This is a genomic window from Streptomyces sp. NPDC050738, from assembly GCF_040654175.1.
Lineage (GTDB): Bacteria > Actinomycetota > Actinomycetes > Streptomycetales > Streptomycetaceae > Streptomyces.
Window position 1 is genome coordinate 130612 of record NZ_JBFAHN010000009.1, and the last position, 21372, is coordinate 151983.

The window sequence follows — 21372 nt, forward strand, 5'->3', positions numbered from 1 at the left end:
CCTACGAAGCCGGGCCCGCCAGCGCCGCGACCGGCGTGAGCAGCGGGATTCCCGAACCGTCACGGCGCGGGTCCTGCTCCGGAAGCTCCACCGCGGTGCCGTTGGACGAGGCCGCCCGCGCGGGCGCGGGGCCCGCCCAGGCCAGGACCAGCAGGTCCTCGCCCTTCAGGAACCGCTGGCAGCGCACACCGCCGGTCGCGCGGCCCTTGCGCGGGTACTGGTCGAACGGGGTGAGCTTCGCGGTCTGCGCGGAGTCGTCCAGGGTGCCGTGCGAACCGGCGACCGTGAAGACCACCGCGTCCACCGCAGGGTCCACCGCGGTGAAGGAGATCACCTTGGCGCCGACGGCCAGCTTGACGCCCGCCATGCCGCCGGCCGGGCGGCCCTGCGGCCGTACCTGACCCGCCGGATAGCGCAGCAGCTGGGCGTCGTCGGTGATGAAGACGAGGTCCTCCTCGCCCGTGCGCAGCTCGGCCGCACCGACCACCCGGTCGCCGTCCTTGAGGCCGATGACCTCCAACTCGTCCTTGTTGGCGGGATAGTCGGGCACCACCCGCTTGACGATGCCCTGTTCGGTGCCGATGGCCAGGCCGGGCGACGACTCGTCCAGCGTGGTGAGGCAGACCACGCTCTCGTCGTCGTCCAGCGAGATGAACTCCGAGATCGGTGCCCCGCCCGCCAGATTGGGCACGTTCGCGGTGTCGGGAAGCTGCGGCAGGTCGATGACCGCGATCCGCAGCAGCCGCCCGGCCGAGGTCACCACCCCGACGTCGCCCCGTGCCGTCGCGGGGACGGCGGAGAGCACCACATCGTGCTTGGTGCGCTTGCCGGAGTCCTCCGCGAACGGTTCGCCGTTGGCCGTACGGGCCAGCAGGCCCGTCGATGACATCAGGACCCGGCACGGGTCGTCGGCGACCTCCAGCGACACGGCGGCCACCGGTGCGCCCGCCGACTCCATCAGCACCGTGCGCCGGTCGGTGCCGAACGTCTTGGCCACCGCGGCCAGTTCGGTCGAGACGATCTTGCGGAGCTCGGAGTCCGAGTCCAGGATCGCGGTCAGCTCCTCGATCTCGCTGTTCAGCCGGTCACGCTCGCTCTCCAGCTCGATCTTGTCGAACTTGGTGAGCCGGCGCAGCGGGGTGTCCAGGATGTACTGCGTCTGCACCTCGCTCAGCGAGAAGTGCTCGATCAGCCGCTGCTTGGCCTGCGCGGAGTTGTCGCTGGAACGGATGAGGCGGATGACCTCGTCGATGTCGACCAGCGCGACGATCAGGCCCTCGACCAGATGCAGCCGGTCGCGCCGCTTGGTGCGGCGGAACTCGCTGCGGCGCCGTACGACCTCGAAGCGGTGGTCCAGATAGACCTCGAGGAGCTCTTTCAGGCCCATGGTCAGCGGCTGACCGTCCACCAGCGCCACGTTGTTGATGCCGAAGGACTCCTCCATCGGCGTCAGCTTGTAGAGCTGTTCGAGGACGGCCTCCGGTACGAAGCCGTTCTTGACCTCGATGACCAGACGCAGCCCGTGCGAGCGGTCGGTCAGGTCCTTGACGTCCGCGATGCCCTGCAGCTTCTTCGCCGAGACCAGGTCCTTGATCTTGGCGGTGACCTTCTCCGGGCCGACCGTGAAGGGCAGTTCGGTGACGACCAGGCCCTTGCGGCGCGCGGTGACGTTCTCCACGGCGACCGTGGCACGGATCTTGAAGGTGCCGCGCCCCGATGCGTACGCGTCCTTGATGCCCGTCAGCCCCACGATCCGGCCGCCGGTCGGCAGGTCGGGACCCGGGACGAAGCGCATCAGCGTCTCGAGGTCGGCGCCAGGATGCTTGATCAGGTGGCGTGCCGCGGCGATGACCTCGCCCAGGTTGTGCGGCGGCATGTTCGTCGCCATGCCGACGGCGATCCCGGTCGCGCCGTTGACCAGGAGGTTCGGATAGGCGGCGGGCAGGACGCCCGGCTCCCGCTCCTGGCCGTCGTAGTTCGGCGAGAAGTCGACCGTGTCCTCTTCGATGGACTCGGTCATCAGCGTCGTGGCGTCGGCCATCCGGCACTCGGTGTACCGCATCGCGGCCGGCGGGTCGTCGTTGCCGAGGGAGCCGAAGTTCCCGTGTCCGTCGACCAGCGGGAGCCGCATCGAGAACGGCTGGGCCATCCGCACCAGGGCGTCGTAGATCGACGCGTCGCCGTGCGGGTGCAGCTTGCCCATCACTTCGCCGACGACACGGGCGCACTTCACAAAGCCGCGGTCGCGGCGCAGCCCCATCTCGTTCATCTGGTAGACGATGCGCCGGTGGACGGGCTTCATACCGTCCCGGGCGTCCGGCAGGGCGCGGGAGTAGATCACCGAGTACGCGTACTCGAGGAAGGAGCCCTGCATTTCATCGACCACGTCGATGTCGAGGATCTTCTCCTCGAAGTCCTCCGGCGGCGGGGTCTTCGTGCTGCGGCGGGCCATCGCTGCTGCGGCTCCTTCACATGCCTTGGTCAGGTAGGGACGCCGACCATTGTGGACCGTCCCACTGACAACACCGACCGCGACCCGGGAACTTCGCGCGCTGTCGGCGCGCTTGCATACAGTGGCAGGACATCGCTTTCCTCTTCACCGCGATCGAAGGGACGTACATGCCCATGGGTCACACGGCCACCGCCGAGGCCTCCTCCGGCGGCCTGACAGCAACGGAACACAGGCTGGCGAACGGCCTGCGCGTGGTCCTCTCCGAGGACCACCTGACCCCGGTTGCCGCAGTCTGCCTCTGGTACGACGTCGGTTCGCGGCACGAGGTCAAGGGCCGTACGGGCCTGGCCCACCTCTTCGAGCACCTGATGTTCCAGGGCTCCGGACAGGTGAAGGGCAGCGGCCACGCCGATCTGGTCCAGGGCGCCGGCGGATCGTTCAACGGCACCACCAGCTTCGAGCGCACCAACTACTTCGAGACGATGCCCGCCCACCAGCTGGAGCTCGCGCTCTGGCTGGAGGCGGACCGGATGGGCTCGCTGCTCGCCGCCCTCGACGAGGAGTCGATGGAGAACCAGCGCGACGTCGTCAAGAACGAGCGCCGCCAGCGGTACGACAACGTGCCGTACGGCACCGCGTTCGAGAAGCTGGCCGCCCTCTCCTACCCGGAGGGCCACCCGTACCACCACACGCCGATCGGCTCGATGGCCGACCTGGACGCCGCGACCCTCGAGGACGCGCGCACCTTCTTCCGTACGTACTACGCGCCCAACAACGCGGTGCTCTCGGTCGTCGGCGACATCGACCCGGCGCAGACGCTGGCCTGGGTGGAGAAGTACTTCGGCTCGATCCCCTCGCACGACGGCAAGCAGCCGCCGCGCGACGGTTCGCTTCCGGAGATCATCGGCGAGCAGCTGCGCGAGGAGCTCCACGAGGACGTCCCCTCACGCGCCCTGATGGCCGCCTACCGCCTTCCGAAGGACGGCACCCGCGAGTGCGACGCCGCCGACATCGCGCTGACCATCCTCGGCGGAGGCGAGTCCTCGCTGCTCCACAACCGTCTGGTACGCCGTGACCAGACGGCCGCCGGCGCAGGCTTCGGCATGATGCGGCTGGCCGGCGCACCCTCGCTCGGCTGGCTGGACGTCCAGACGTCGAGCGGTATCGAGGTCCCGGAGGTCGAGGCGACGGTCGACGAAGAGCTCGCCGCGTTCGCCGAGCGGGGTCCCACGGCCGAGGAGATGGAGCGCGCCCAGGCCCAGTTGGAGCGCGAGTGGCTGGACCGGCTCGGCACCGTGGCGCAACGCGCCGACCAACTGTGCCGGTACGCCGTCCTGTTCGGCGACCCGCAGCTCGCGCTGACCGCCGTCCACCGGGTCCTGGACATCACGGCCGAGGAGGTGCAGGCGGTCGCCAAGGCGCTTCTGCGCCCCGACAACCGCGCAGTCCTCGTGTACGAGCCGATCAGCTCCGAAGTGCCCGACGAGTCCGCAGACGCGGCGGAAGAAGCCGAAGAAGAGGGGGCGGACCAGTGACGGAGACCACCGACACCGCTGCCGTGAGCATGACGTACCACCCGCAGCCCCAGCCGGGCACGCCCACACCCTGGGCCTTCCCGGCTCCCGGCCGCTCCACGCTGCCCAACGGTCTGACCGTGCTGCGCTGCCACCGCCCCGGCCAGCAGGTGGTGGCCGTCGAGATCAACCTCGACGCCCCCCTGGACGCCGAGCCGGAGGGCCTCGACGGGATCGCCACGATCATGTCGCGCGCCTTCAACGAGGGCACCGACAAGCACACCGCCGAGGAGTTCGCGGCCGAACTGGAGCGCTGCGGCGCCAACATGGACGCGCACGCCGACCACCCGGGCGTCCGGGTCTCCCTCGAGGTCCCCGTATCGCGGCTGCCCAAGGCGCTCGGCCTGCTCGCCGAGGCACTGCGCGCACCGGCCTTCACCGACGGCGAGATCAGCAGGCTGGTCCGCAACCGTCTCGACGAGATCCCGCACGAGCACGCCAACCCGGGCTACCGGGCCGCCAAGCAGCTCTCCAAGGAGCTCTTCCCGGCCTCCCTGCGCATCTCGCGCCCCCGCCGGGGCACCGAGGAGACGGTGGCGCGCATCGACGCCACAGGCGTCCGCGCCTTCTACGACGCGCATGTGCGCCCCGCCACGGCCACCGCCGTGGTCGTCGGCGACCTCACGGGCGTCGACCTGGACGCGCTGCTCGCCGAGACCCTCGGCGACTGGACGGGCAACACCGCGGCCCCCCGCCCGGCCCCGCCGATCACCGCGGACGACACGGGCCGCGTGATCATCGTGGACCGTCCCGGCTCCGTGCAGACCCAGCTGATCATCGGCCGGATCGGTGCGGACCGCCATGATCGGGTCTGGCCCGCCCAGTTGCTCGGTACGTACTGCCTCGGCGGCACCCTCACCTCCCGTCTGGACCGCGTCCTGCGTGAGGAGAAGGGCTACACCTACGGCGTACGGGCCTTCGGCCAGGTGCTGCGCTCCACTGCCGAGGGCACCGGTGCCGCGATGCTCGCCATCAGCGGCTCGGTGGACACCGAGTCCACCGGGCCCGCGCTGGACGACCTGTGGAAGGTGCTGCGCACGCTCGCCGCCGAGGGGCTCACCGACGCCGAGCGCGAGACCGCCGTACAGAACCTGGTGGGTGTCGCCCCGCTGAAGTTCGAGACGGCCGCGGCGGTCGCGGGCACGCTCGCCGACCAGGTCGAGCAGCACCTCCCGGACGACTTCCAGGCGCAGCTGTACGCGCGCCTCGCCGAGACCGGGACGGTCGAGGCCACGGCCGCGGTCGTCAGTGCCTTCCCCGCGGACCGTCTCGTCACGGTGCTGGTCGGAGATGCGGAGAAGATCGCGGAGCCGGTCAGGGCGCTGGGGATCGGTGAAGTGACCGTCGTCACGGGCTGATCGACAAACAGCAACAAAGGGGACCCCGGCGGCCATTCGGCCGCCGGGGTTCTCCCTTATGTCCGTTTTATTGGAGAGGTTGCCTTGATGTCCTGTGGCGTGCGCTACAAAAGGGGCTGTCTGTTTGGTCCCGGGAACGCGGACCGCTTACCGTCGGTCCCGCTGTTCGTCGTACTTATAGCCGCGTCCGCGGCCCCGGACAGTGATCGCCGAGTCCCCGTCTGGCGCGAGCCTGGGGAGCCGGGGACCCACATCAGTCCCTGGGGTGAATCAGGCGCAAGCCTGTAGGAGACCTTCCTGCTCCGAACCCGTCAGCTAACCCGGTAGGCGAGAAGGAAGGAAAGGACCAACCCCTTCATGGCGTTCGCCCGCCCTACCGGTAAGCACCGTGCCCCGAACCGTCTGACGCGCAAGACCGCGACCTTCGCCGGTGCCGCCGCCCTCGCCACGACCGGCGTCGTAGGAGGCCTGGCCGCCCCGGCCATCGCCGCCGAAGCAGCGGCCCCCGCCGCGGACACCGCCGCTCTCAGCCAGACCATCGTCATCGGCGACTCGCTCGCCGCGCACATCGACGCCCAGGCGGCCGCGCAGAAGCACGAGGCCGCCACGGCCAAGGCCGCCGCGAAGGCGAAGGCCGAAGCGAAGGCCAAGGCGGAAGCCAAGGCCAAGGCCGCCGCGGCCGCCAAGGCGAAGGCCGAGGCCAAGGCCAAGCAGGAGCGCGAGGCCAAGGAGCGCGCCGCCCGCGAGGCCGAGCGCAAGCGCCTGAACGCCTACGTGGCGCCGATATCGGGCTCCTACGTCTCCACCGGCTACAAGACCGGCGGCAGCCTCTGGTCCTCCGGCAGCCACACCGGCATCGACTTCCACGCCGCGTCCGGCACGTCGGTCCACGCCGTCGGCGCGGGCACCGTCGTCGAGGCCGGCTGGGGCGGCGCGTACGGCAACAACATCGTCATCAAGATGAACGACGGCACGTACACGCAGTACGGCCACCTCTCGTCCCTCGGCGTCTCCGTCGGCTCGACCGTCACCTCCGGCCAGCAGATCGGCCTCTCCGGTGCCACCGGCAACGTCACGGGCCCGCACCTCCACTTCGAGGCCCGCACGAGCCCCGAGTACGGCTCGGACATCGACCCGGTCGCGTACCTGCGCTCGCACGGTGTGAACGTCTGACATCCGCTCCACCAGAAGGCCCCGGCGCATCCGCGCCGGGGCCTTCTGCGTATGGTGCTGTGGCCAAAAGATATCCATGATTAACCGGCTGCCATCGGAAATTTACCTCCGCTGCAATAGAGTCGCCGAACAGGCGTCGATCGACCGCGTTTCGCGGGGATTAAGGCGGAGGTTCGGTGATGCGCATTCCAGCGCACTCGGTATGCACGGCAATCCGTGACGACATCGTCTCCGGTGTCTTCGAGCGCGGCAGTCGGCTCACCGAGGAGGTACTGGCCCGCCGGTACGGCGTCTCGCGCGTCCCGGTGCGCGAAGCGCTGCGGACCCTGGAGTCCGAGGGCTTCGTGACCACCCGCCGCCATGCCGGTGCCTGTGTCGCCGAGCCCACCGAGCAGGAGGCCGCCGACCTGCTCGAGATGCGGCTGCTGCTGGAGCCGATGGGCGCGGCCCGCGCTGCTCAGCGGCGTACCGAAGCGCACCTCAAAGTCCTGCGCGGCCTGGTCAGGCTGGGGCAGGAGCGGGCCAGGCGGGGGCAGGGCGAGGACTTGCGCTCACTCGGCGGCTGGTTCCACGAGACGCTCGCGCAGTCCGCGGGCAGTCCGCCGCTGACGGCGCTGCTGACCCAGTTGCGGCACAAGATCGCCTGGATGTACGCCGTCGAGCAGCCCGTCAGGCCGGTCGAATCCTGGGCCGAGCACGGTGCGATCGTCGACGCCGTGGCACGCGGCGACGCGGAACGGGCGAGGGCGCTGACCGTGCTGCATTCGGAACGGGTGAGCGGAGCGCACCGGCTGCGCCGTGCCGCCGCGCATCATGTGAGGACTTCGCAACATGCCGTAAACACCGCGGGCGGTTCGCATTAACAGTCGCGCCGTATACAAAGAAGAGGCAATTCAGTGCCTCTCCTTTCTGCTGCCCTGAATAGGTTCGGAAAATGCCGAAACCGCTCCACCGGAATTCTGGTGGAGCGGTTTCGGTGTGCGAAATTCAGACGGTCTCGGGGAGCTCCTCGAGACCCTCGGCGACCAGCTTCGCCAGACGGTCGAGAGCGGCGTCCGCGCCCTCGGCGTCCGAAGCGAGCACGATCTCCTCGTTGCCCTGCGCGCCGAGGCCCAGCACGGCGAGCATCGAGGCGGCGTTGACGGGGTTGCCACCGGCCTTGGCGATCGTCACGGGGACGCCGGTGGCCGTGGTGGCACGGACGAAGATGGAGGCGGGGCGGGCGTGCAGACCCTCGGCCCAACCGACATTTACGCGGCGCTCAGCCATGGTGTTGCCCTTCAAGTTCTCTGACTGTTGTCTAGACCATTCAACCACGGGGTACGGGATGCTGAGCCCCAGCCTGCCCCGGCCCGGACTCCTCCGCGACCCGTAGGTGCCCCGTAGGCTCTCCCCATGAACCCGGACCTGGCGTACCCGGCGCACTGGGAAGCCGATGTCGTGCTGCGCGACGGCGGCACGGCACGGATCAGGCCGATCGCCCCCGACGACGCCGAGCGGCTGGTCAGCTTCTACGAACAGGTCTCGGACGAGTCGAAGTACTACCGCTTCTTCGCGCCCTACCCGCGGCTGTCCGACAAGGACGTCCACCGCTTCACCCACCACGACTACGTCGACCGGGTGGGTCTGGCCGTCACCATCGGCGGAGAGTTCATCGCCACCGTCCGCTACGACCGCATCGGCGAGGGCGAGGCCGAGGTCGCCTTCCTCGTCCAGGACGCGCACCAGGGACGGGGCGTCGCCTCGGCCCTCCTGGAGCACATCGCGGCCGTCGCCCGCGAGCGCGACGTACACCGCTTCATCGCCGAGGTGCTGCCCGCCAACAACAAAATGATCAAGGTGTTCACGGACGCCGGCTACGAACAGCGGCGCAGCTTCGAGGACGGCTCGGTCCACCTGACCCTCGACCTGGAGCCCACCGCCGCCTCCCTCGCCGTCCAGCGGGCGCGCGAGCAGCGGGCCGAGGCCCGCTCGGTGCAGCGCCTGCTCGCCCCCCGCTCGGTCGCGGTCGTCGGCACGGGCCGCGCACCCGGGGGAGTGGGCCGCACCGTCCTGCGCAATCTGCTCGCCTCCGGCTTCACCGGCCTCACGTACGCCGTGAACAAGGCCTTCCCCGCCGAACCCACCGAGATCGACGGCGTCCCCGCCCACCGCTCGGTCGCGGCCATCGGCGAGCCGGTCGACCTGGCGGTCATCGCCGTCCCCGCCGACCGGGTCCCCGAAGCCGTCGCCGACTGCGGCGAGAGCGGCGTCCAGGGGCTGGTCGTCCTCTCCGCCGGTTACGCGGAGAGCGGCGCCGAAGGGCGGGAGCGACAGCGCGAACTGGTGCGCCAGGCCCGTTCGTACGGGATGCGCATCATCGGCCCGAACGCCTTCGGCCTGATCAACACCTCCGACGCGGTCCACCTCAACGCCTCCCTGGCCCCCGAGTCCCCTGCGCCCGGCCGCATCGGCCTCTTCGCCCAGTCGGGTGCGATCGGCATCGCACTGCTGTCCGGACTCCACCGCCGGGGCGCGGGCCTCTCCACCTTCATCTCCTCCGGCAACCGCGCGGACGTCTCCGGCAACGACTTCCTCCAGTACTGGTACGACGACCCGGACACCGATGTCGCCCTCCTCTACCTCGAGTCGATCGGCAACCCCCGCAAATTCACCCGCCTCGCCCGGCGCACCGCGGCGGTGAAGCCCGTCGTCGTGGTCAAGGGCGCCCGGCACAGCGGATCGGCCCCGCCCGGCCACGCGGTGCCCGTCACCCGCGTCCCGGACGCCACGGTCTCGGCCCTGCTGCGCCAGGCGGGTGTCATCCGCGTCGACACGGTCACCGAACTCGTCGACGCCGGTGTCCTGCTGGCCGGCCAGCCGCTGCCCGAAGGCCCCAGGGTCGCGATCCTCGGCAACTCCGAATCGCTCGGTCTCCTCACGTACGACGCCTGCCTCACCGAGCGGCTGCGGCCGCTCCCGCCCCGCGACCTGACGACGTCAGCCACCCCGCAGGACTTCCGCGAAGCCCTTGCCGAGGCCCTCGCCGACGACGGCTGCGATGCGGTCGTGGTCACCGCGATCCCCTGGGTGGGGGAGGACGGCATGAAGGAGATGGGCGACGGCGAGATCCTCGGCGCCGCGCTGCGCGAGGCCGCGGCGGGCGCCCCGGCCAAGCCGGTCGCGGTCGTCCACGTGGAGATCGGCGGCCTCGCGGAAGCCCTGGCCGCGGCCACGGCGACGGTGGCGCCGCCGCCCCGTGCCGCGGCGGCCCCGGCCGCCGAAGCACCGGAGAAGGACGAGGCCCCCCTCACGGCCCACCCCGCCCGCATCCCCGTCTACCCCGCCGCCGAGCGCGCCGTACGGGCCCTCGCCCAGGCCGTCAGGTACGCGCAGTGGCGCCGCCAGGCCGCCGACCCGGGCCGGGTCCCCGAATACGACACCATCGACGAGGCCGCTGCCGCCGCCCGGATCGAGTCGCTGCTCGCCACGGCCCACGTGGACGTCAGCCGCGGGCTGCCCCTCGCGCCTCAGGACGTACGCGAACTGCTCGCGCTCTACGGCATCGAGGTACGCCCGACCCTCCCGGCCCCGCACGCCGACGCCGCCGTCGCGGCCGCCGCCGGCCTCGGCTACCCCGTGGCCCTCAAGGCCACCGCCCCGCACCTGCGCCACCGTCCCGACCTCGGCGGCGTACGCCTCGACATCGGATCCGAGACCGGACTGCGGCGCGCCTACCAGGAGTTGACCGACGCGCTCGGCACACCGGAGGAGGTCCAGCCGGTCGTCCAGGCGATGGTCCCGCGCGGAGTCGACACCGTTGTACGCGCCGCCATCGACCCCGCCGTCGGCGCCGTCCTCTCCTTCGGCCTGGCCGGCGCCCCCTCCGAACTGCTCGGCGACACCGCCCACAGGCTCGTCCCGGCCACCGACCGTGACGCCGCCGAACTGATCAGGACGATCAGGGCCGCACCCCTCCTCTTCGGCTGGCGGGGATCGGCCCCGGTCGACACCGCCGCCCTCGAAGAACTGCTGCTCAGGGTCTCCCGGCTCGTGGACGACCACCCCGAAGTCATCGCCGTGGCCCTGGAACCCGTGGTCGTCTCACCCGCCGGACTCTGTGTGCTCGGCGCCTCCCTGCGCCTCGCACCACCCTCCGCGACAGGCGACCTGGGCCCCCGCCGCCTCCCCAGCTACTGAATCCACCAAGGGCCCGGACGTACCGGGCAGGGCCGTAAGATGGAGTCCATGGCTAAGACCGGTACGACGACCCAGGGGCTCCGCGCGGCGATCGAGCGCAGCGGCTACTACCCGGCCCTTGTGGCCGAGGCGGTGGAGGCCGCCGTCGGTGGCGAACCGGTCTCCTCGTACCTGGTGCACCAGGAGACGACGTTCGACTCGAACGAGGTGCGCCGCCATGTCACCGTCCTCGTCCTGACCGGTCACCGTTTCATCGTGAGCCACACCGACGAGCAGGCCGCCGACGACAGCTCCCCGACGCCGTACGCGACGACCTCCACGGAGTCCGTCAAGCTCGACCGGATCTCCTCCGTCGTCCTGAGCCGCGTCGTCGCCAACCCGGAGAAGTACGTCCCCGGCACCCTGCCCCGCGAGGTCGTCCTGACCATCGGCTGGGGCGCGGTCGCGCGTCTCGACCTGGAGCCCGCCGCCTGCGGCGACCCCAACTGCGAGGCGGACCACGGCTACACCGGCAGTTCTACGGCGGACGACCTGAGCCTGCGCGTCAGCGAGGCCGGCGACGGCCCCGACACCGTGCGCCAGACCCTCGCCTTCGCCCAGGCGCTCTCCGAAGCCACCGCGGCGACCTCGCGCTGATGGCCCAGCCCGTCTGGCACGATCCGGAACCGCTCGCCCTGGCCACCGCCCCCGTCCCGCAGTACGGCACGGGTTCGCTCGCCGACCTCCTCCCGACGCTGGCCGCCGGCATGGACGTCCCGGGCATGGAGGCGTCCATCGCCGAGCTCTCCCCCGCCGACCGCAACTGCGTCTTCCTGATCGACGGCCTCGGCTGGGAGCAGATCAAGGCCCACCCGGACGAAGCCCCGTACCTCCACTCGCTCCTCCCCACCTCCCGCGGCAACACCGGCCGCCCGCTGACCGCGGGCTTCCCCGCCACCACGGCGACCTCGCTCGCCTCGGTCGGCACGGGACTGCCGCCCGGCGCGCACGGCCTCACCGGCTACACGACACGGAATCCGGCCACCAACGAGCTGATGAACCAGCTCCGCTGGAAGCCCTGGACCGACCCGCACGCCTGGCAGCCGTACCCGACGGTCTTCGAGCTCGCGGACGCCGCAGGCGTGCACACCGCGCAGGTCTCCTCCCCGGACTTCCGCCACACCCCGCTCACCAAGGTCGCACTCAGCGGAGGCACCTTCCACGGGCGGCTCACCGGCGAGGACCGGATGGACCTGACCGCCCTCCAACTGGGCGCGGCGGACCGGTCGTTGGTCTACACGTACTACAGCGAGGTGGACGGCAAGGGCCACCGCTTCGGCGTCGACTCCGACGACTGGCGCGGCCAGCTGATGTACGTCGACCGCCTCGTCCAGCGCCTCGCCGACCAGCTCCCGCCCCGCTCGGCGCTGTACGTCACCGCCGACCACGGCATGATCGACATCCCCTTCGACGAGGAGTCGCGCATCGACTTCGACGAGGACTGGGAGCTCGGCGCGGGCGTCGCACTCCTCGGCGGCGAGGGCCGCGCACGCCACGTCTACGCCGTACCCGGCGCCGCGGCCGACGTCCTCACCGTCTGGCGCGAGGTGCTCGGCGAACAGTTCTGGGTGGCGAGCCGCGACGAGGCGATCGCCGCCGGCTGGTTCGGCCCCGCGGTCGACGAACGCGTCCACGGACGGATCGGCGACGTGGTCGCCGCGGCCCACGCCGACGTCGTGATCACCGCATCACGGCGCGAGGTGCACGAGTCCCAGATGGTCGGCATGCACGGCTCGATGACGGCCGTGGAGCAGCTGGTCCCGCTGCTCGAAGTACGTTCGTAAGACATCCCACCCCCGCCCGAAAGGCCCTGAACTCCCCATGCCCGAGCTCGTGTTCTTCTCCGGAACGATGGACTGCGGAAAGAGCACACTCGCTCTTCAGATCGGGCACAACCGTTCGGCTCGCGGCCTGCAGGGTGTGATCTTCACGCGGGACGACCGCGCGGGGGAGGGGAAGCTGTCGTCGCGTCTGGGCCTGGTGACGGAGGCGGTCGAGGCCGCTCCTGGCATGGATCTGTACGGATATCTGGTGGGGCAGATGTCGCAGGGCGGCCGGGTGGACTACGTGATCGTGGACGAGGCGCAGTTCCTCGCGCCCGAGCAGATCGACCAACTGGCCCGTGTCGTCGACGACTTGGACATGGACGTCTTCGCCTTCGGCATCACCACCGACTTCCGCACCAAGCTCTTCCCCGGATCGCAGCGCCTGATCGAACTCGCCGACCGGGTGGAGACCCTGCAGGTCGAGGCGATGTGCTGGTGCGGGGCGCGGGCCACGCACAACGCCCGTACGGTGGCCGGGGAAATGGTCGTCGAGGGCGAGCAGGTCGTGGTGGGCGATGTGGACCGGCCGGCCGAGGAGGTCGGCTATGAGGTGCTGTGCCGGCGCCACCACCGCAAGAAGCTGACGAGCGACGCGGCGCGGGCGACGGCGCTCTCACCCGACGTGCTGCCGGTGACCGCCGGCTGAACCTGGGCCCATCCGGCGGTGCACGAAACCGTGGTGCGGCTCAGCGGCGGTAGGCCTCGCGGACCGAACCGCCCACCACGGCACACCAGGTGCTGAGGTCGACCTTGCCGTTGGGGGTCAGGCCGTGGAGGCGCTGCATTCCCTGGACGGCCTTCATCGTGGCGTGGTCGTAGCTGCCGCTCGCCGTGACGTCGGCGTAGCCCTTGCGTACGAGCATGAACTGCAGGGCGGTGACCGGGAGTCCGGTGGCGTCCTTGCCGAGTACGGGGGCGAGCGCCTCCCAGGTGGCCAGGTCGAAGGTGGCGTCGGGGGTGACGGGGATGCCGCACTTCGTCTGGAAGTCGGCGACCGCGGCGTTCATGTCGGTGCCGAAGGAGCCGTTGGGGGTGAGGGCGTAACCGACGTCGTTGAGCAGGTACTGGGCCACCTCGACGACCGGGCTGTCGACGAACCGCCAGATGTCGGGCCAGCGCCGGGCCGGGATCGCCGAGTGCGGCGTGCCCAGTTCGGCCAGTACGCGCGCCCGGATCATCGGGAACTGCGCGTAGAAGGAGATGCCGGGGCAGTCGGTGACCCGGAAGTCCCAGTGGCCGAAGATGTCCCAGGCGTTCAGCCGGAACTGCCGGCACACGGTGACGCACAGCTTCACCAGCGAGTCGAGGAGCGCCTCCGGAGGGGTCTCCGTGATGTACGTGCCCTCGTTCTCGATGCCGATCGCATTGCCGTTCTCGCCGGGGCAGTGCGCCGAAATCACCTGGTGCTGGCCGGTGTTCAGCGTCTCCAGGCTGCGGTGGCGGCCTTCTGTCACGTACCCGCCGCGGCTGACGGTGAAGTGCTGGCCGGTGTCCGCCCAGCCGTTGCCGTCCATGTGCAGGTCCTGGCAGTCCTTGGCGAGCTGCACGGCGTGCTCGCGGGAGTAGTCGGTGACGTTGGGGAACGCCATGTGATGCAGGATGATCTTGTTGGTCGTGTTGCCGGATATCTGGACCGGCGAGGCCGGTGGCCGGGCGCCCCAGCTGTCGCAGCCGATGATCCAGGAGAGATCCGCCGAGGGGGCCGCGGTGGCCGGGCCCGCGAGTGCCATCTCGGTGCCGACGACCGCGGCCACCGCCGTACCGAGACCGAATCTGAAGAGGGTGCGGCGGTCGACCTCGTGCTCATGGAAAGTCATCCCCGGAGGATATTCAGCCCGCCCCCGCAGGACCATGATTTTGACCAAATCTATTGCGATCAGATCCAGAAATCACCAGGTCACAGCGTTTTAGAGGTGTAGACCAATGGCGTTCTTCGGGAGCACTCTCACTGCTGATGTGTGCGTGCCGACCGCAGAAGCGTGAAGACCGCACCCTCGGGATCCGCGACCGTCGCCATCCGTCCGCTCGCCCCCTCGCGGGCCTGCTGCAGTACGTGGCCGCCCAGCTCGGCCACCCGCCGCGCGGCCTCGTCGACATCGGCCACCTCGAAGTACGTCATCCAGTGCGCGCCCCTGTCGTGCGGCAGCGCATGGCCGACGCCGTGCAGGGCGGCCACCGGCCGGCCGTCCAAGTGCAGGGTCAGATAGTCGAAGTCGGCCGAGACGACAGCCTCGGCCTCGTACGCGAAGAGCGCCTGGTAGAACGTGCCGACCGTCGCCGTCTCCCGCGTCACCAACTCGTTCCACACGGCCGTGCCGGGCACCCCCGCCAGCGCCGTACCCAGATGGTCGGCCGCCTGCCAGATCCCGAAGACCGCCCCCGCCGGGTCGGACCCTATGACCAGCCTTCCCGCCTCGCCCGCGTCCAGCGGGCCGACACCGACGGTGCCGCCGCAGTGCCGGATCGTCGACGCGGTGACGTCGGCGTCATCGGTCGCCAGATACGGCGTCCAGGCCACCGGGAGATGCCGATCCGGGGGCAACTGCCCGATGCCCGCCACCTCCTGGCCGTCGAGCAGTGCACGGACGTACGGGCCGAGCTGCTGCGGCCCCGGCTTGAACTCCCAGCCGAACAGCGCTCCGTAGAAGTCCTGTGTCGCGGACAGGCCGTGCACCATCAGACTGACCCAGCAGGGCGTTCCAGGGGTGCGCCGAGTGGCTGCCTCGGTCATCTTCACTCTCTCCTCGGACGATTGGGACGGCCGACCGGCCACCCCCGTCCCGATGTTTTCAGCACCTGCCGCGCAGCGCGCCCCGGCCGCGCCGCATTTCTTCAGCAGTGTTGTGGCCCCGTCCCGTCGCTGAGCGAGGATGGGTCCATGAATGCCATCATCACCGCATCCGAACTTGCGAGCGAGTCGGCAGGAACGCGTCCACCGGCGCTCCTGGACATCCGCTGGCAGCTGGGCGGCCCGCACCAGCGGCCCGCGTACGAGAGCGGCCACATCCCCGGCGCGGTCTTCGTCGACCTGGACGCGGAGCTGGCGGGGCCCGTGGGCGCGGGCGGGGGCGGCCGTCACCCGCTGCCCGACCCGGAGGCCTTCGGCGCCGTGATGCGCCGGGCCGGGATCTCCCAGGACACCCCGGTCGTGGTCTACGACGGCGGACAGGGCTGGGCCGCGGCCCGCGCCTGGTGGCTGCTGCGCTGGGCGGGCCACACCCGGGTCCGCGTCCTGGACGGCGGCCTGGCCGCCTGGTCGGGGCCGCTCTCGGCTGAGATCCCGGCACCGGCCGCGGGCGACTTCGCCCCCGTACCGGGCTCGCTGCCCCTGCTCGACGCGGACGGGGCGGCCGCCCTGGCCCGCTCGGGGCTGCTCCTGGACGCCCGCGCGGCGGAGCGCTACCGGGGCGACGTCGAGCCGATCGACCGCGTCGGCGGCCACATCCCGGGCGCGGTCTCCGCCCCGACCTCGGCCAATGTCGCCGAGGACGGCCGCTTCCTGGCCCCGGACGCCCTGGCGGAACGCTTCAAGGCGCTCGGCGCCGCCGAGGGCGAGGTCGGCGTGTACTGCGGCTCCGGCGTCTCCGGCGCCCACCAGGTCCTGGCCCTGGAGATCGCCGGATTCCCGTCCGCCCTCTACGCGGGCTCCTGGTCCGAGTGGTCCTCGGACGAGTCCCGCCCGGTGGCCACGGGCCCCGACCCGCAGTAGGAGTCGCACGAGAAGGGGCCCGCACGAACCGTGCGGGCCCCTTCTCGTGTTCCGTACCGCTAATCCTTGTTCTTGCGCCGCGTCCCGAAGACGATCTCGTCCCAGCTCGGCACTGCCGCCCGCCGCCCGGGGCGCACCCCGTCGGCCTCCGCCTGCCGGTCGGTCGTCCCGGTCAGCCGGTCACGGTGGCCGCTGACCGCACGCGGCATCAGCACATCCGCGTACGCGGCACCCGCGCCCGCGGAAGCAGCCGGCGGCTCCTCCACCGCGGGCTCCATGACGGGCTCGGCGACCGGCGGCTCGGGGGGCGGAGCCGGGCGCTCGGGCACGACCATGTCGCCCCGGAAGCTCGGCACCGCCTCCAGCAGACTGGTCAGCGAGTCGCGCTCACTGCTCTCCTCGGGCTCGGGAGCGGCGGGCGCGGGAACGGGAGGCCGCTCCAGCTGCCGGTCCAGGGCGCGGTCGAGCGGCCGGTCGCGCGGCAGCCTGGCGATCCGCGGTACGAACGGGAAGCTCGGCTCCGGAGCGGTGAACGAGTCGTTGTTCTCGCCGATGAGCGAGCGCGCCTCGTCGTCCACGGCCTGCACCAGACGGCGCGGCGGATCGTAAGTCCAGCTCGCCGAGTGCGTCTCGGTGGCGACCCGGTAGACCAGCAGGACTTCCCAGGTGCCGTCGTCGCGGCGCCAGGAGTCCCACAGAACGGTGTCCTTGTCGGCGCCCCGCAGCACGAGGCGCTCATTGACTGCTTCACCGAGCTGCGGACCCGTTCCGGTGTTCTCACCGGCACGTCGTACGGGAGTCTTCCGGGCGCGCTCGGCCATGAACGCACGCTCCGCGAGCACGGGGCCCTCGAAGCGGCGGACGCGGTCGACCGGAATCCCGGCCATCGACGCGACCTCCTCGGCGGAGGCTCCTGCTCGTATCCGCGCCTGGATGTCACGCGGCCGGAGGTGGCTCTCCACCTCGATTTCGATCTGGCCCAGTCGCGCGCGGTCATTACGGACCGCCGCACGCAGCCGTTCATCGATCGGAAGCGTGTACTCCGTACTGTCCGCAGCTTTGAGCACCAGTCGTGTGCCGTCATTCGAGACGGCCACGACACGCAGTTCGGGCATGGGAACCTCCCGGGTGGTGCCTGCCGACGTCACGTGCGTCGCTGCTTCCGCTAGTCGAGTGTGGCCTGCCCGGGTGCAGCCTGCCACAACCTTGCTGATCTGCCCGGCGTGTCGGGCATGAACCCCGGACCGCCGTTATGGCACGGTTACCAGTTTGCGACGCAAAGTGACCATTTCGGTCACTCTCCCCCAAGGAAGACCGGGCCCAGGGCTCGCAACAGTACTCCATTCGGGCCACGCGGGTGGGCGGCACGCCGCCGAAGTTCTCCCGTGGCACGGGAGTTGACTCTTTCCCGGGGTGTTCTGCTTCACAGAATCAGCCGAAACGGAACTATTCGTTTCGCTCAAATGTCCCTATCTGGTGCATGGTGGGAAAGAAGGTCAAACAGAGGCTGGAGATGGAGCAGAAGCCCGCAAGGGAGACAGAAACCAAAAAAAGGTCGCTCGACCTGAGTGTTCCGCAGGTCGCGGGAAGCGCGATCGCGGCAGTGGTCGCGGCGGTGCTGGCCTCAAGACTCGGGGTGTACGGAACGATCATCGGCGCCGGCCTGGTCAGTGTCGTCGCCACCTGCGGGGGCACGATCTTCCAGCACCTGTTCCGGCGTACCGGGGAGCAGATCCGCGAGGTCACGGTCCAGGTGAAACCCAGGGGACGTCAGGTCGCGGTCCGGCGTGTTCCGGGCGACAGGGACCCCGGGGCGGTACCGCCCACGGTCGCGGCGCCCTGGCCCGAGGACTTGCGGACCCAGGTCATCACGCAGGTCTCGGAGCAGATTCCCGGCGGTGATCCTGAGGCGACGCAGATGATGCTGCCCGACCTCGACAGGACGCAGCTGGTGCCCCAGGTGCCGGTCGAGTCGGGTACGGACGGGCCGGGCGCCGCGGAACCGGGCCCCGAAGACGAGTTCACCGACGCCACGACCCACGGCACCCGGATGCGGGGCTGGAAGCGCTCGGCGCTCGCGGCCGTTGTCGTCTTCGTCGTGGCCATGGGCGGGATCACCGGCTTCGAGCTGCTCTCGGGGCAGGACCTCAGCGGAGGCAAGGGCACGACGGTCGGCGGCGCGGTGACGGGCGGCGGCAGCCACCAGAAGTCCACGCCGTCCTCGCCCACGCCTTCGGACTCCGGCACCTCCACGACTCCGGGCGGCGCGGGCGACGGTCGGTCGCCGAGCCCCGACCCGGGGAAGAGCGGCGGCTCGACGCCGGACCCGTCACCCAGTCCGTCCTCGTCGTCCGGCTCCTCCGACGATTCCTCGCCGACCCCCACGCCGACGCCGGCCCCCTCGGAAAGCACCGGCACGGGAGGCGGCGACGCGAGCTCGCCGTCCACCACGGACGGTTCGGCGGCGGAGTAGCCCAGGTCAGTCGCCCAGGACCCGGCGCAGGTAGGCGTTGGCGAACACCCGCTCCGGGTCCAGGCGGTCGCGCAGGGCCGTGAACTCGCCGAACCGCGGGTACACCCCGGCCAGGTACTCGGCGTCACGGGTGTGCACCTTGCCCCAGTGCGGCCGGCCGCCGTGCGCGGTCATGATCTGCTCGACCGCCGTGAAGTACGCCTGGTACGGCGTGCCCTTGTAGAGATGGACGGCGATGTACGCGCTCTCCCGGCCCGACGCCGTGGACAGCGAGATGTCGTCGGCGGGCGCGGTCCGTACCTCCACGGGGAAGCTGACCCGCAGCGGCGAGCGCTCCACCATCGCCTTCACCTCGCGCAGCGCCTCCATCGCGGCCTCGCGCGGCAGGGCGTACTCCATCTCCACGAAACGCACCCGGCGCGGACTTGTGAAGACCTCGTAGGGGATGTCCGTGTACGTACGGGCCGAGAGAGCCCGGCTGGAGAGCTTGGCGATCGCCGGGATGGTCCCGGGGACCGCCCGGCCCAGCGAACAGGCGAGCTGGAAGACGCCGTTGGAGAGGAACTCGTCCTCGATCCAGCTGCTGACCCGGCCCGCAGGGGCGGCGGGGCCCGCGCTGCGGTTGTTGCGCTTGGTGTTGCAGTTGCCGGTGTGCGGGAACCAGTAGAACTCGAAGTGCTCGTTCTCGGCGAAGAGTTCGTCGAACTCCGCCGTCACCCGGTCGAAGGCCATCGGCTCCTCGCGGGCCGTCAGCAGGAAGACCGGCTCCACGGCGAGGGTGACCGCGGTGATGACGCCCAGAGCGCCGAGTCCGATCCGGGCGGCCGCGAAGACCTCGGGGTTCTCCTTCTCCGAGCACTTCAGGATCGAGCCGTCCGCGGTGACCAGCTCCAGGGCGCGGATCTGTGCGGCGATCGAGGCCGAGTCGCGGCCGGTGCCGTGGGTTCCGGTGGAGGTGGCGCCGGCGACCGTCTGCTCCATGATGTCGCCCATGTTCGTGAGCGAGAGTCCCTCACGGGCCAGGGCCAGGTTCAGGCGCTTCAGGGGTGTGCCCGCCTCGACCGTCACGGTTCCCGCGGCGCGGTCGATTCCCCGTATGCCGGTGAGCAGATCGGGCCGCACCAGCAGTCCCTCGGTGGCCGCGGTGGCGGTGAAGGAGTGGCCGGTGCCGACCGGCTTCACCGTCAGGCCCTCCGCTGCGGCCCGCGTGACGGCTTCGGCGAGCTCCTCGACCGATGCGGGGGAGACCTCCCGTGCCGGACGGGAGGTGACGTTCCCCGCCCAGTTACGCCACGTGCTGCTGCTCGCTCCGGCCATCTCTTTCGCGCCCCTCCCGTTGCGGCACCGGCCTGTTCAGCCGGCGGTACCCCAGGAACGCCACCGCGGCCGCGAGCGTTCCTGCTCCGGCGGACACCAGGTACCCCGCCTGCGCCCCTCGGACGTCGACCACCCAGCCGGCGGCCGAGGATCCGAGCGCCACACCGACGGCGAGCCCGGTACTGATCCAGGTCATGCCCTCGGTCAACTGGGTGCGTGGTACATGCTGTTCGACGAGGGCCATGGTCGTGATCATCGTCGGTGCGATGAACAGGCCCGCGGCAAAGAGCGCCACGGCCAGCAACGGAAGGTTCCCGGCCAGTTGGAGGGGGATCATACTCACGGCCATCGCACACATGCCCACCAGCCACCTCTTCGACGCCGGGCCCTTGTGGTGCAGCAGTCCGAAGGCCGCTCCGGCCAGGCATGAACCCAGCGCGTACACCGCAAGGACGACACTCGCCGCGCCCTGGTGGCCCTGCTCCTTGGCGAAGGCCACGGTCACCACGTCGATGGTCCCGAAGATCGTCCCGACCATGACGAAGGCGGCCACCAGGACCTGAAGTCCCCGGGAGCGCAACGCTGTTCCGCCGGCGTCGTGGCCGCGCGGATGCGGTGCTGGCTCGGTGGCGTGCTGCGAGGTGAGCCACAGGACACCGACGACCAGGAACCCGGCCGCGAAGAGCGGGCCCGCCTCCGGGAACCAGACCGTGCAGAGCCCGATGGAGAGGATCGGGCCGAAGATGAAACAGACCTCGTCGACGATCGACTCCCAGGCGTACGCCGTGTGGAGATCGCGCGGCGACTCGCGATGGATGTCCGCCCAGCGGGCCCTGACCATCGAGCCCATGCTCGGTACGCAGCCGGTGGCCGCGGCGAAGACGAAGAGCGTCCAGTCGGGGAACCGCTGCTGGGCGCAGAGCAGCAGGCCCAGTACGGCGGCCACCGTGACCAGGGTCGCCGGGCGCAGGACGCGGCGCTGTCCGTACCGGTCGACGAGACGGGAGATCTGCGGGCCGATCGCCGCGGCCGACAACGCGCAGGTCGCGGAAAGCGCGCCCGCGAGCCCGTACCGTCCGGTGATCAGCGACATCATCGTGACGATGCCGATGCTCAGCATCGACAACGGCATCCGGCCGAGCAGGCCGGCCGCGGAGAACTGCTTGGCTCCGGGTGCCTCGAAAATGGCGCGGTAGGGACTGGGCACAAGATCTCCGGGTAAGGGCTGTGGGCAGACGTCACAGCTTACGGCCGTGGCGAGTTTCCGACCGG

At 70.7% G+C, this 21372-nt stretch carries 17 protein-coding genes and 1 riboswitch; of the genes, 10 read left to right on the forward strand and 7 right to left on the reverse strand.

The genetic code is table 11. The features are described 5' to 3' along the window. Position 1: 1 nt before the first annotated feature. Positions 2-2452, reverse strand: coding sequence for a DNA topoisomerase IV subunit A (locus tag AB0H78_RS23550; protein ID WP_363236498.1), 2451 nt, complete (start codon positions 2450-2452; stop codon positions 2-4). Between the two features lie 173 nt (positions 2453-2625). Between AB0H78_RS23550 and AB0H78_RS23555 the strand changes: the two genes are divergently transcribed. The 4 genes from AB0H78_RS23555 to AB0H78_RS23570 all read left to right on the forward strand — a co-directional run bounded on the left by AB0H78_RS23555 (position 2626) and on the right by AB0H78_RS23570 (position 7420). Next, a complete protein-coding gene (locus AB0H78_RS23555; protein WP_363236661.1) occupies positions 2626-3987 on the forward strand; it encodes a pitrilysin family protein in 1362 nt (453 codons plus the stop codon). Positions 3988-4016: 29 nt separating this feature from the next. Continuing rightward, positions 4017-5384, forward strand: a complete 1368-nt coding sequence (locus AB0H78_RS23560) for a pitrilysin family protein (protein ID WP_363236662.1) — start codon at positions 4017-4019, stop codon at positions 5382-5384. Positions 5385-5581: 197 nt separating this feature from the next. Then, a riboswitch (cyclic di-AMP (ydaO/yuaA leader) is annotated at positions 5582-5729 on the forward strand. A 12-nt stretch (positions 5730-5741) separates the two neighbouring features. Further along, positions 5742-6557, forward strand: coding sequence for a M23 family metallopeptidase (locus AB0H78_RS23565; RefSeq protein ID WP_363236499.1), 816 nt, complete (start codon positions 5742-5744; stop codon positions 6555-6557). A gap of 179 nt (positions 6558-6736) precedes the next feature. Continuing rightward, positions 6737-7420, forward strand: a complete 684-nt coding sequence (locus tag AB0H78_RS23570; protein ID WP_363236500.1) for a GntR family transcriptional regulator — start codon at positions 6737-6739, stop codon at positions 7418-7420. Positions 7421-7544: 124 nt separating this feature from the next. Here AB0H78_RS23570 and AB0H78_RS23575 read toward each other — a convergent pair whose 3' ends face one another. Beyond that, positions 7545-7826, reverse strand: coding sequence for an HPr family phosphocarrier protein (locus AB0H78_RS23575; protein WP_363236663.1), 282 nt, complete (start codon positions 7824-7826; stop codon positions 7545-7547). A 126-nt stretch (positions 7827-7952) separates the two neighbouring features. Here AB0H78_RS23575 and AB0H78_RS23580 point away from each other — a divergent pair, with 126 nt between their 5' ends. The 4 genes from AB0H78_RS23580 to AB0H78_RS23595 are packed head-to-tail and all read left to right on the forward strand — an operon-like array spanning position 7953 to position 13247. Next, positions 7953-10736, forward strand: coding sequence for a GNAT family N-acetyltransferase (locus AB0H78_RS23580; RefSeq protein WP_363236501.1), 2784 nt, complete (start codon positions 7953-7955; stop codon positions 10734-10736). 48 nt (positions 10737-10784) lie between these two features. Beyond that, on the forward strand, positions 10785-11372 hold the full coding sequence (locus AB0H78_RS23585; RefSeq protein ID WP_363236502.1) for a DUF5998 family protein: 588 nt from the start codon (positions 10785-10787) through the stop codon (positions 11370-11372). Further along, positions 11372-12559 (forward strand): nucleotide pyrophosphatase/phosphodiesterase family protein, encoded by a 1188-nt coding sequence (locus AB0H78_RS23590; RefSeq protein WP_363236503.1) that lies wholly within the window; start codon positions 11372-11374, stop codon positions 12557-12559. Before AB0H78_RS23585 ends, AB0H78_RS23590 begins: the two co-directional genes overlap by 1 nt. A 37-nt stretch (positions 12560-12596) precedes the next feature. Then, positions 12597-13247 (forward strand): thymidine kinase, encoded by a 651-nt coding sequence (locus AB0H78_RS23595; RefSeq protein ID WP_363236504.1) that lies wholly within the window; start codon positions 12597-12599, stop codon positions 13245-13247. Between the two features lie 40 nt (positions 13248-13287). Here the strand turns inward: AB0H78_RS23595 and AB0H78_RS23600 are convergent, their stop codons facing one another. Together AB0H78_RS23600 and AB0H78_RS23605 are read right to left on the reverse strand one after the other, a co-directional pair. Continuing rightward, entirely contained in the window at positions 13288-14418 is a 1131-nt protein-coding gene (locus AB0H78_RS23600) for an N-acetylmuramoyl-L-alanine amidase (RefSeq protein WP_363236505.1), read from the reverse strand. A 128-nt stretch (positions 14419-14546) separates the two neighbouring features. Next, on the reverse strand, positions 14547-15332 hold the full coding sequence (locus tag AB0H78_RS23605) for a VOC family protein (RefSeq protein ID WP_363236506.1): 786 nt from the start codon (positions 15330-15332) through the stop codon (positions 14547-14549). 147 nt (positions 15333-15479) lie between these two features. Between AB0H78_RS23605 and AB0H78_RS23610 the strand changes: the two genes are divergently transcribed. After that, positions 15480-16310 (forward strand): sulfurtransferase, encoded by an 831-nt coding sequence (locus AB0H78_RS23610; protein WP_363236507.1) that lies wholly within the window; start codon positions 15480-15482, stop codon positions 16308-16310. Between the two features lie 59 nt (positions 16311-16369). On the opposite strand, the gene sepH is transcribed toward AB0H78_RS23610, so the two are convergent. Next, on the reverse strand, positions 16370-17425 hold the full coding sequence (sepH, locus tag AB0H78_RS23615) for a septation protein SepH (RefSeq protein ID WP_363236508.1): 1056 nt from the start codon (positions 17423-17425) through the stop codon (positions 16370-16372). 365 nt (positions 17426-17790) lie between these two features. Between sepH and AB0H78_RS23620 the strand changes: the two genes are divergently transcribed. Further along, positions 17791-18783 (forward strand): hypothetical protein, encoded by a 993-nt coding sequence (locus tag AB0H78_RS23620; protein WP_363236509.1) that lies wholly within the window; start codon positions 17791-17793, stop codon positions 18781-18783. A gap of 6 nt (positions 18784-18789) precedes the next feature. Here the strand turns inward: AB0H78_RS23620 and AB0H78_RS23625 are convergent, their stop codons facing one another. Further along, complete coding sequence (locus AB0H78_RS23625) at positions 18790-20100, reverse strand: D-arabinono-1,4-lactone oxidase (protein ID WP_363236510.1); 1311 nt, start codon at positions 20098-20100, stop codon at positions 18790-18792. After that, on the reverse strand, positions 20069-21307 hold the full coding sequence (locus AB0H78_RS23630; RefSeq protein WP_363236511.1) for an MFS transporter: 1239 nt from the start codon (positions 21305-21307) through the stop codon (positions 20069-20071). The genes AB0H78_RS23625 and AB0H78_RS23630 overlap by 32 nt, the downstream gene beginning before the upstream one ends. Between the last annotated feature and the right edge of the window lie 65 nt (positions 21308-21372).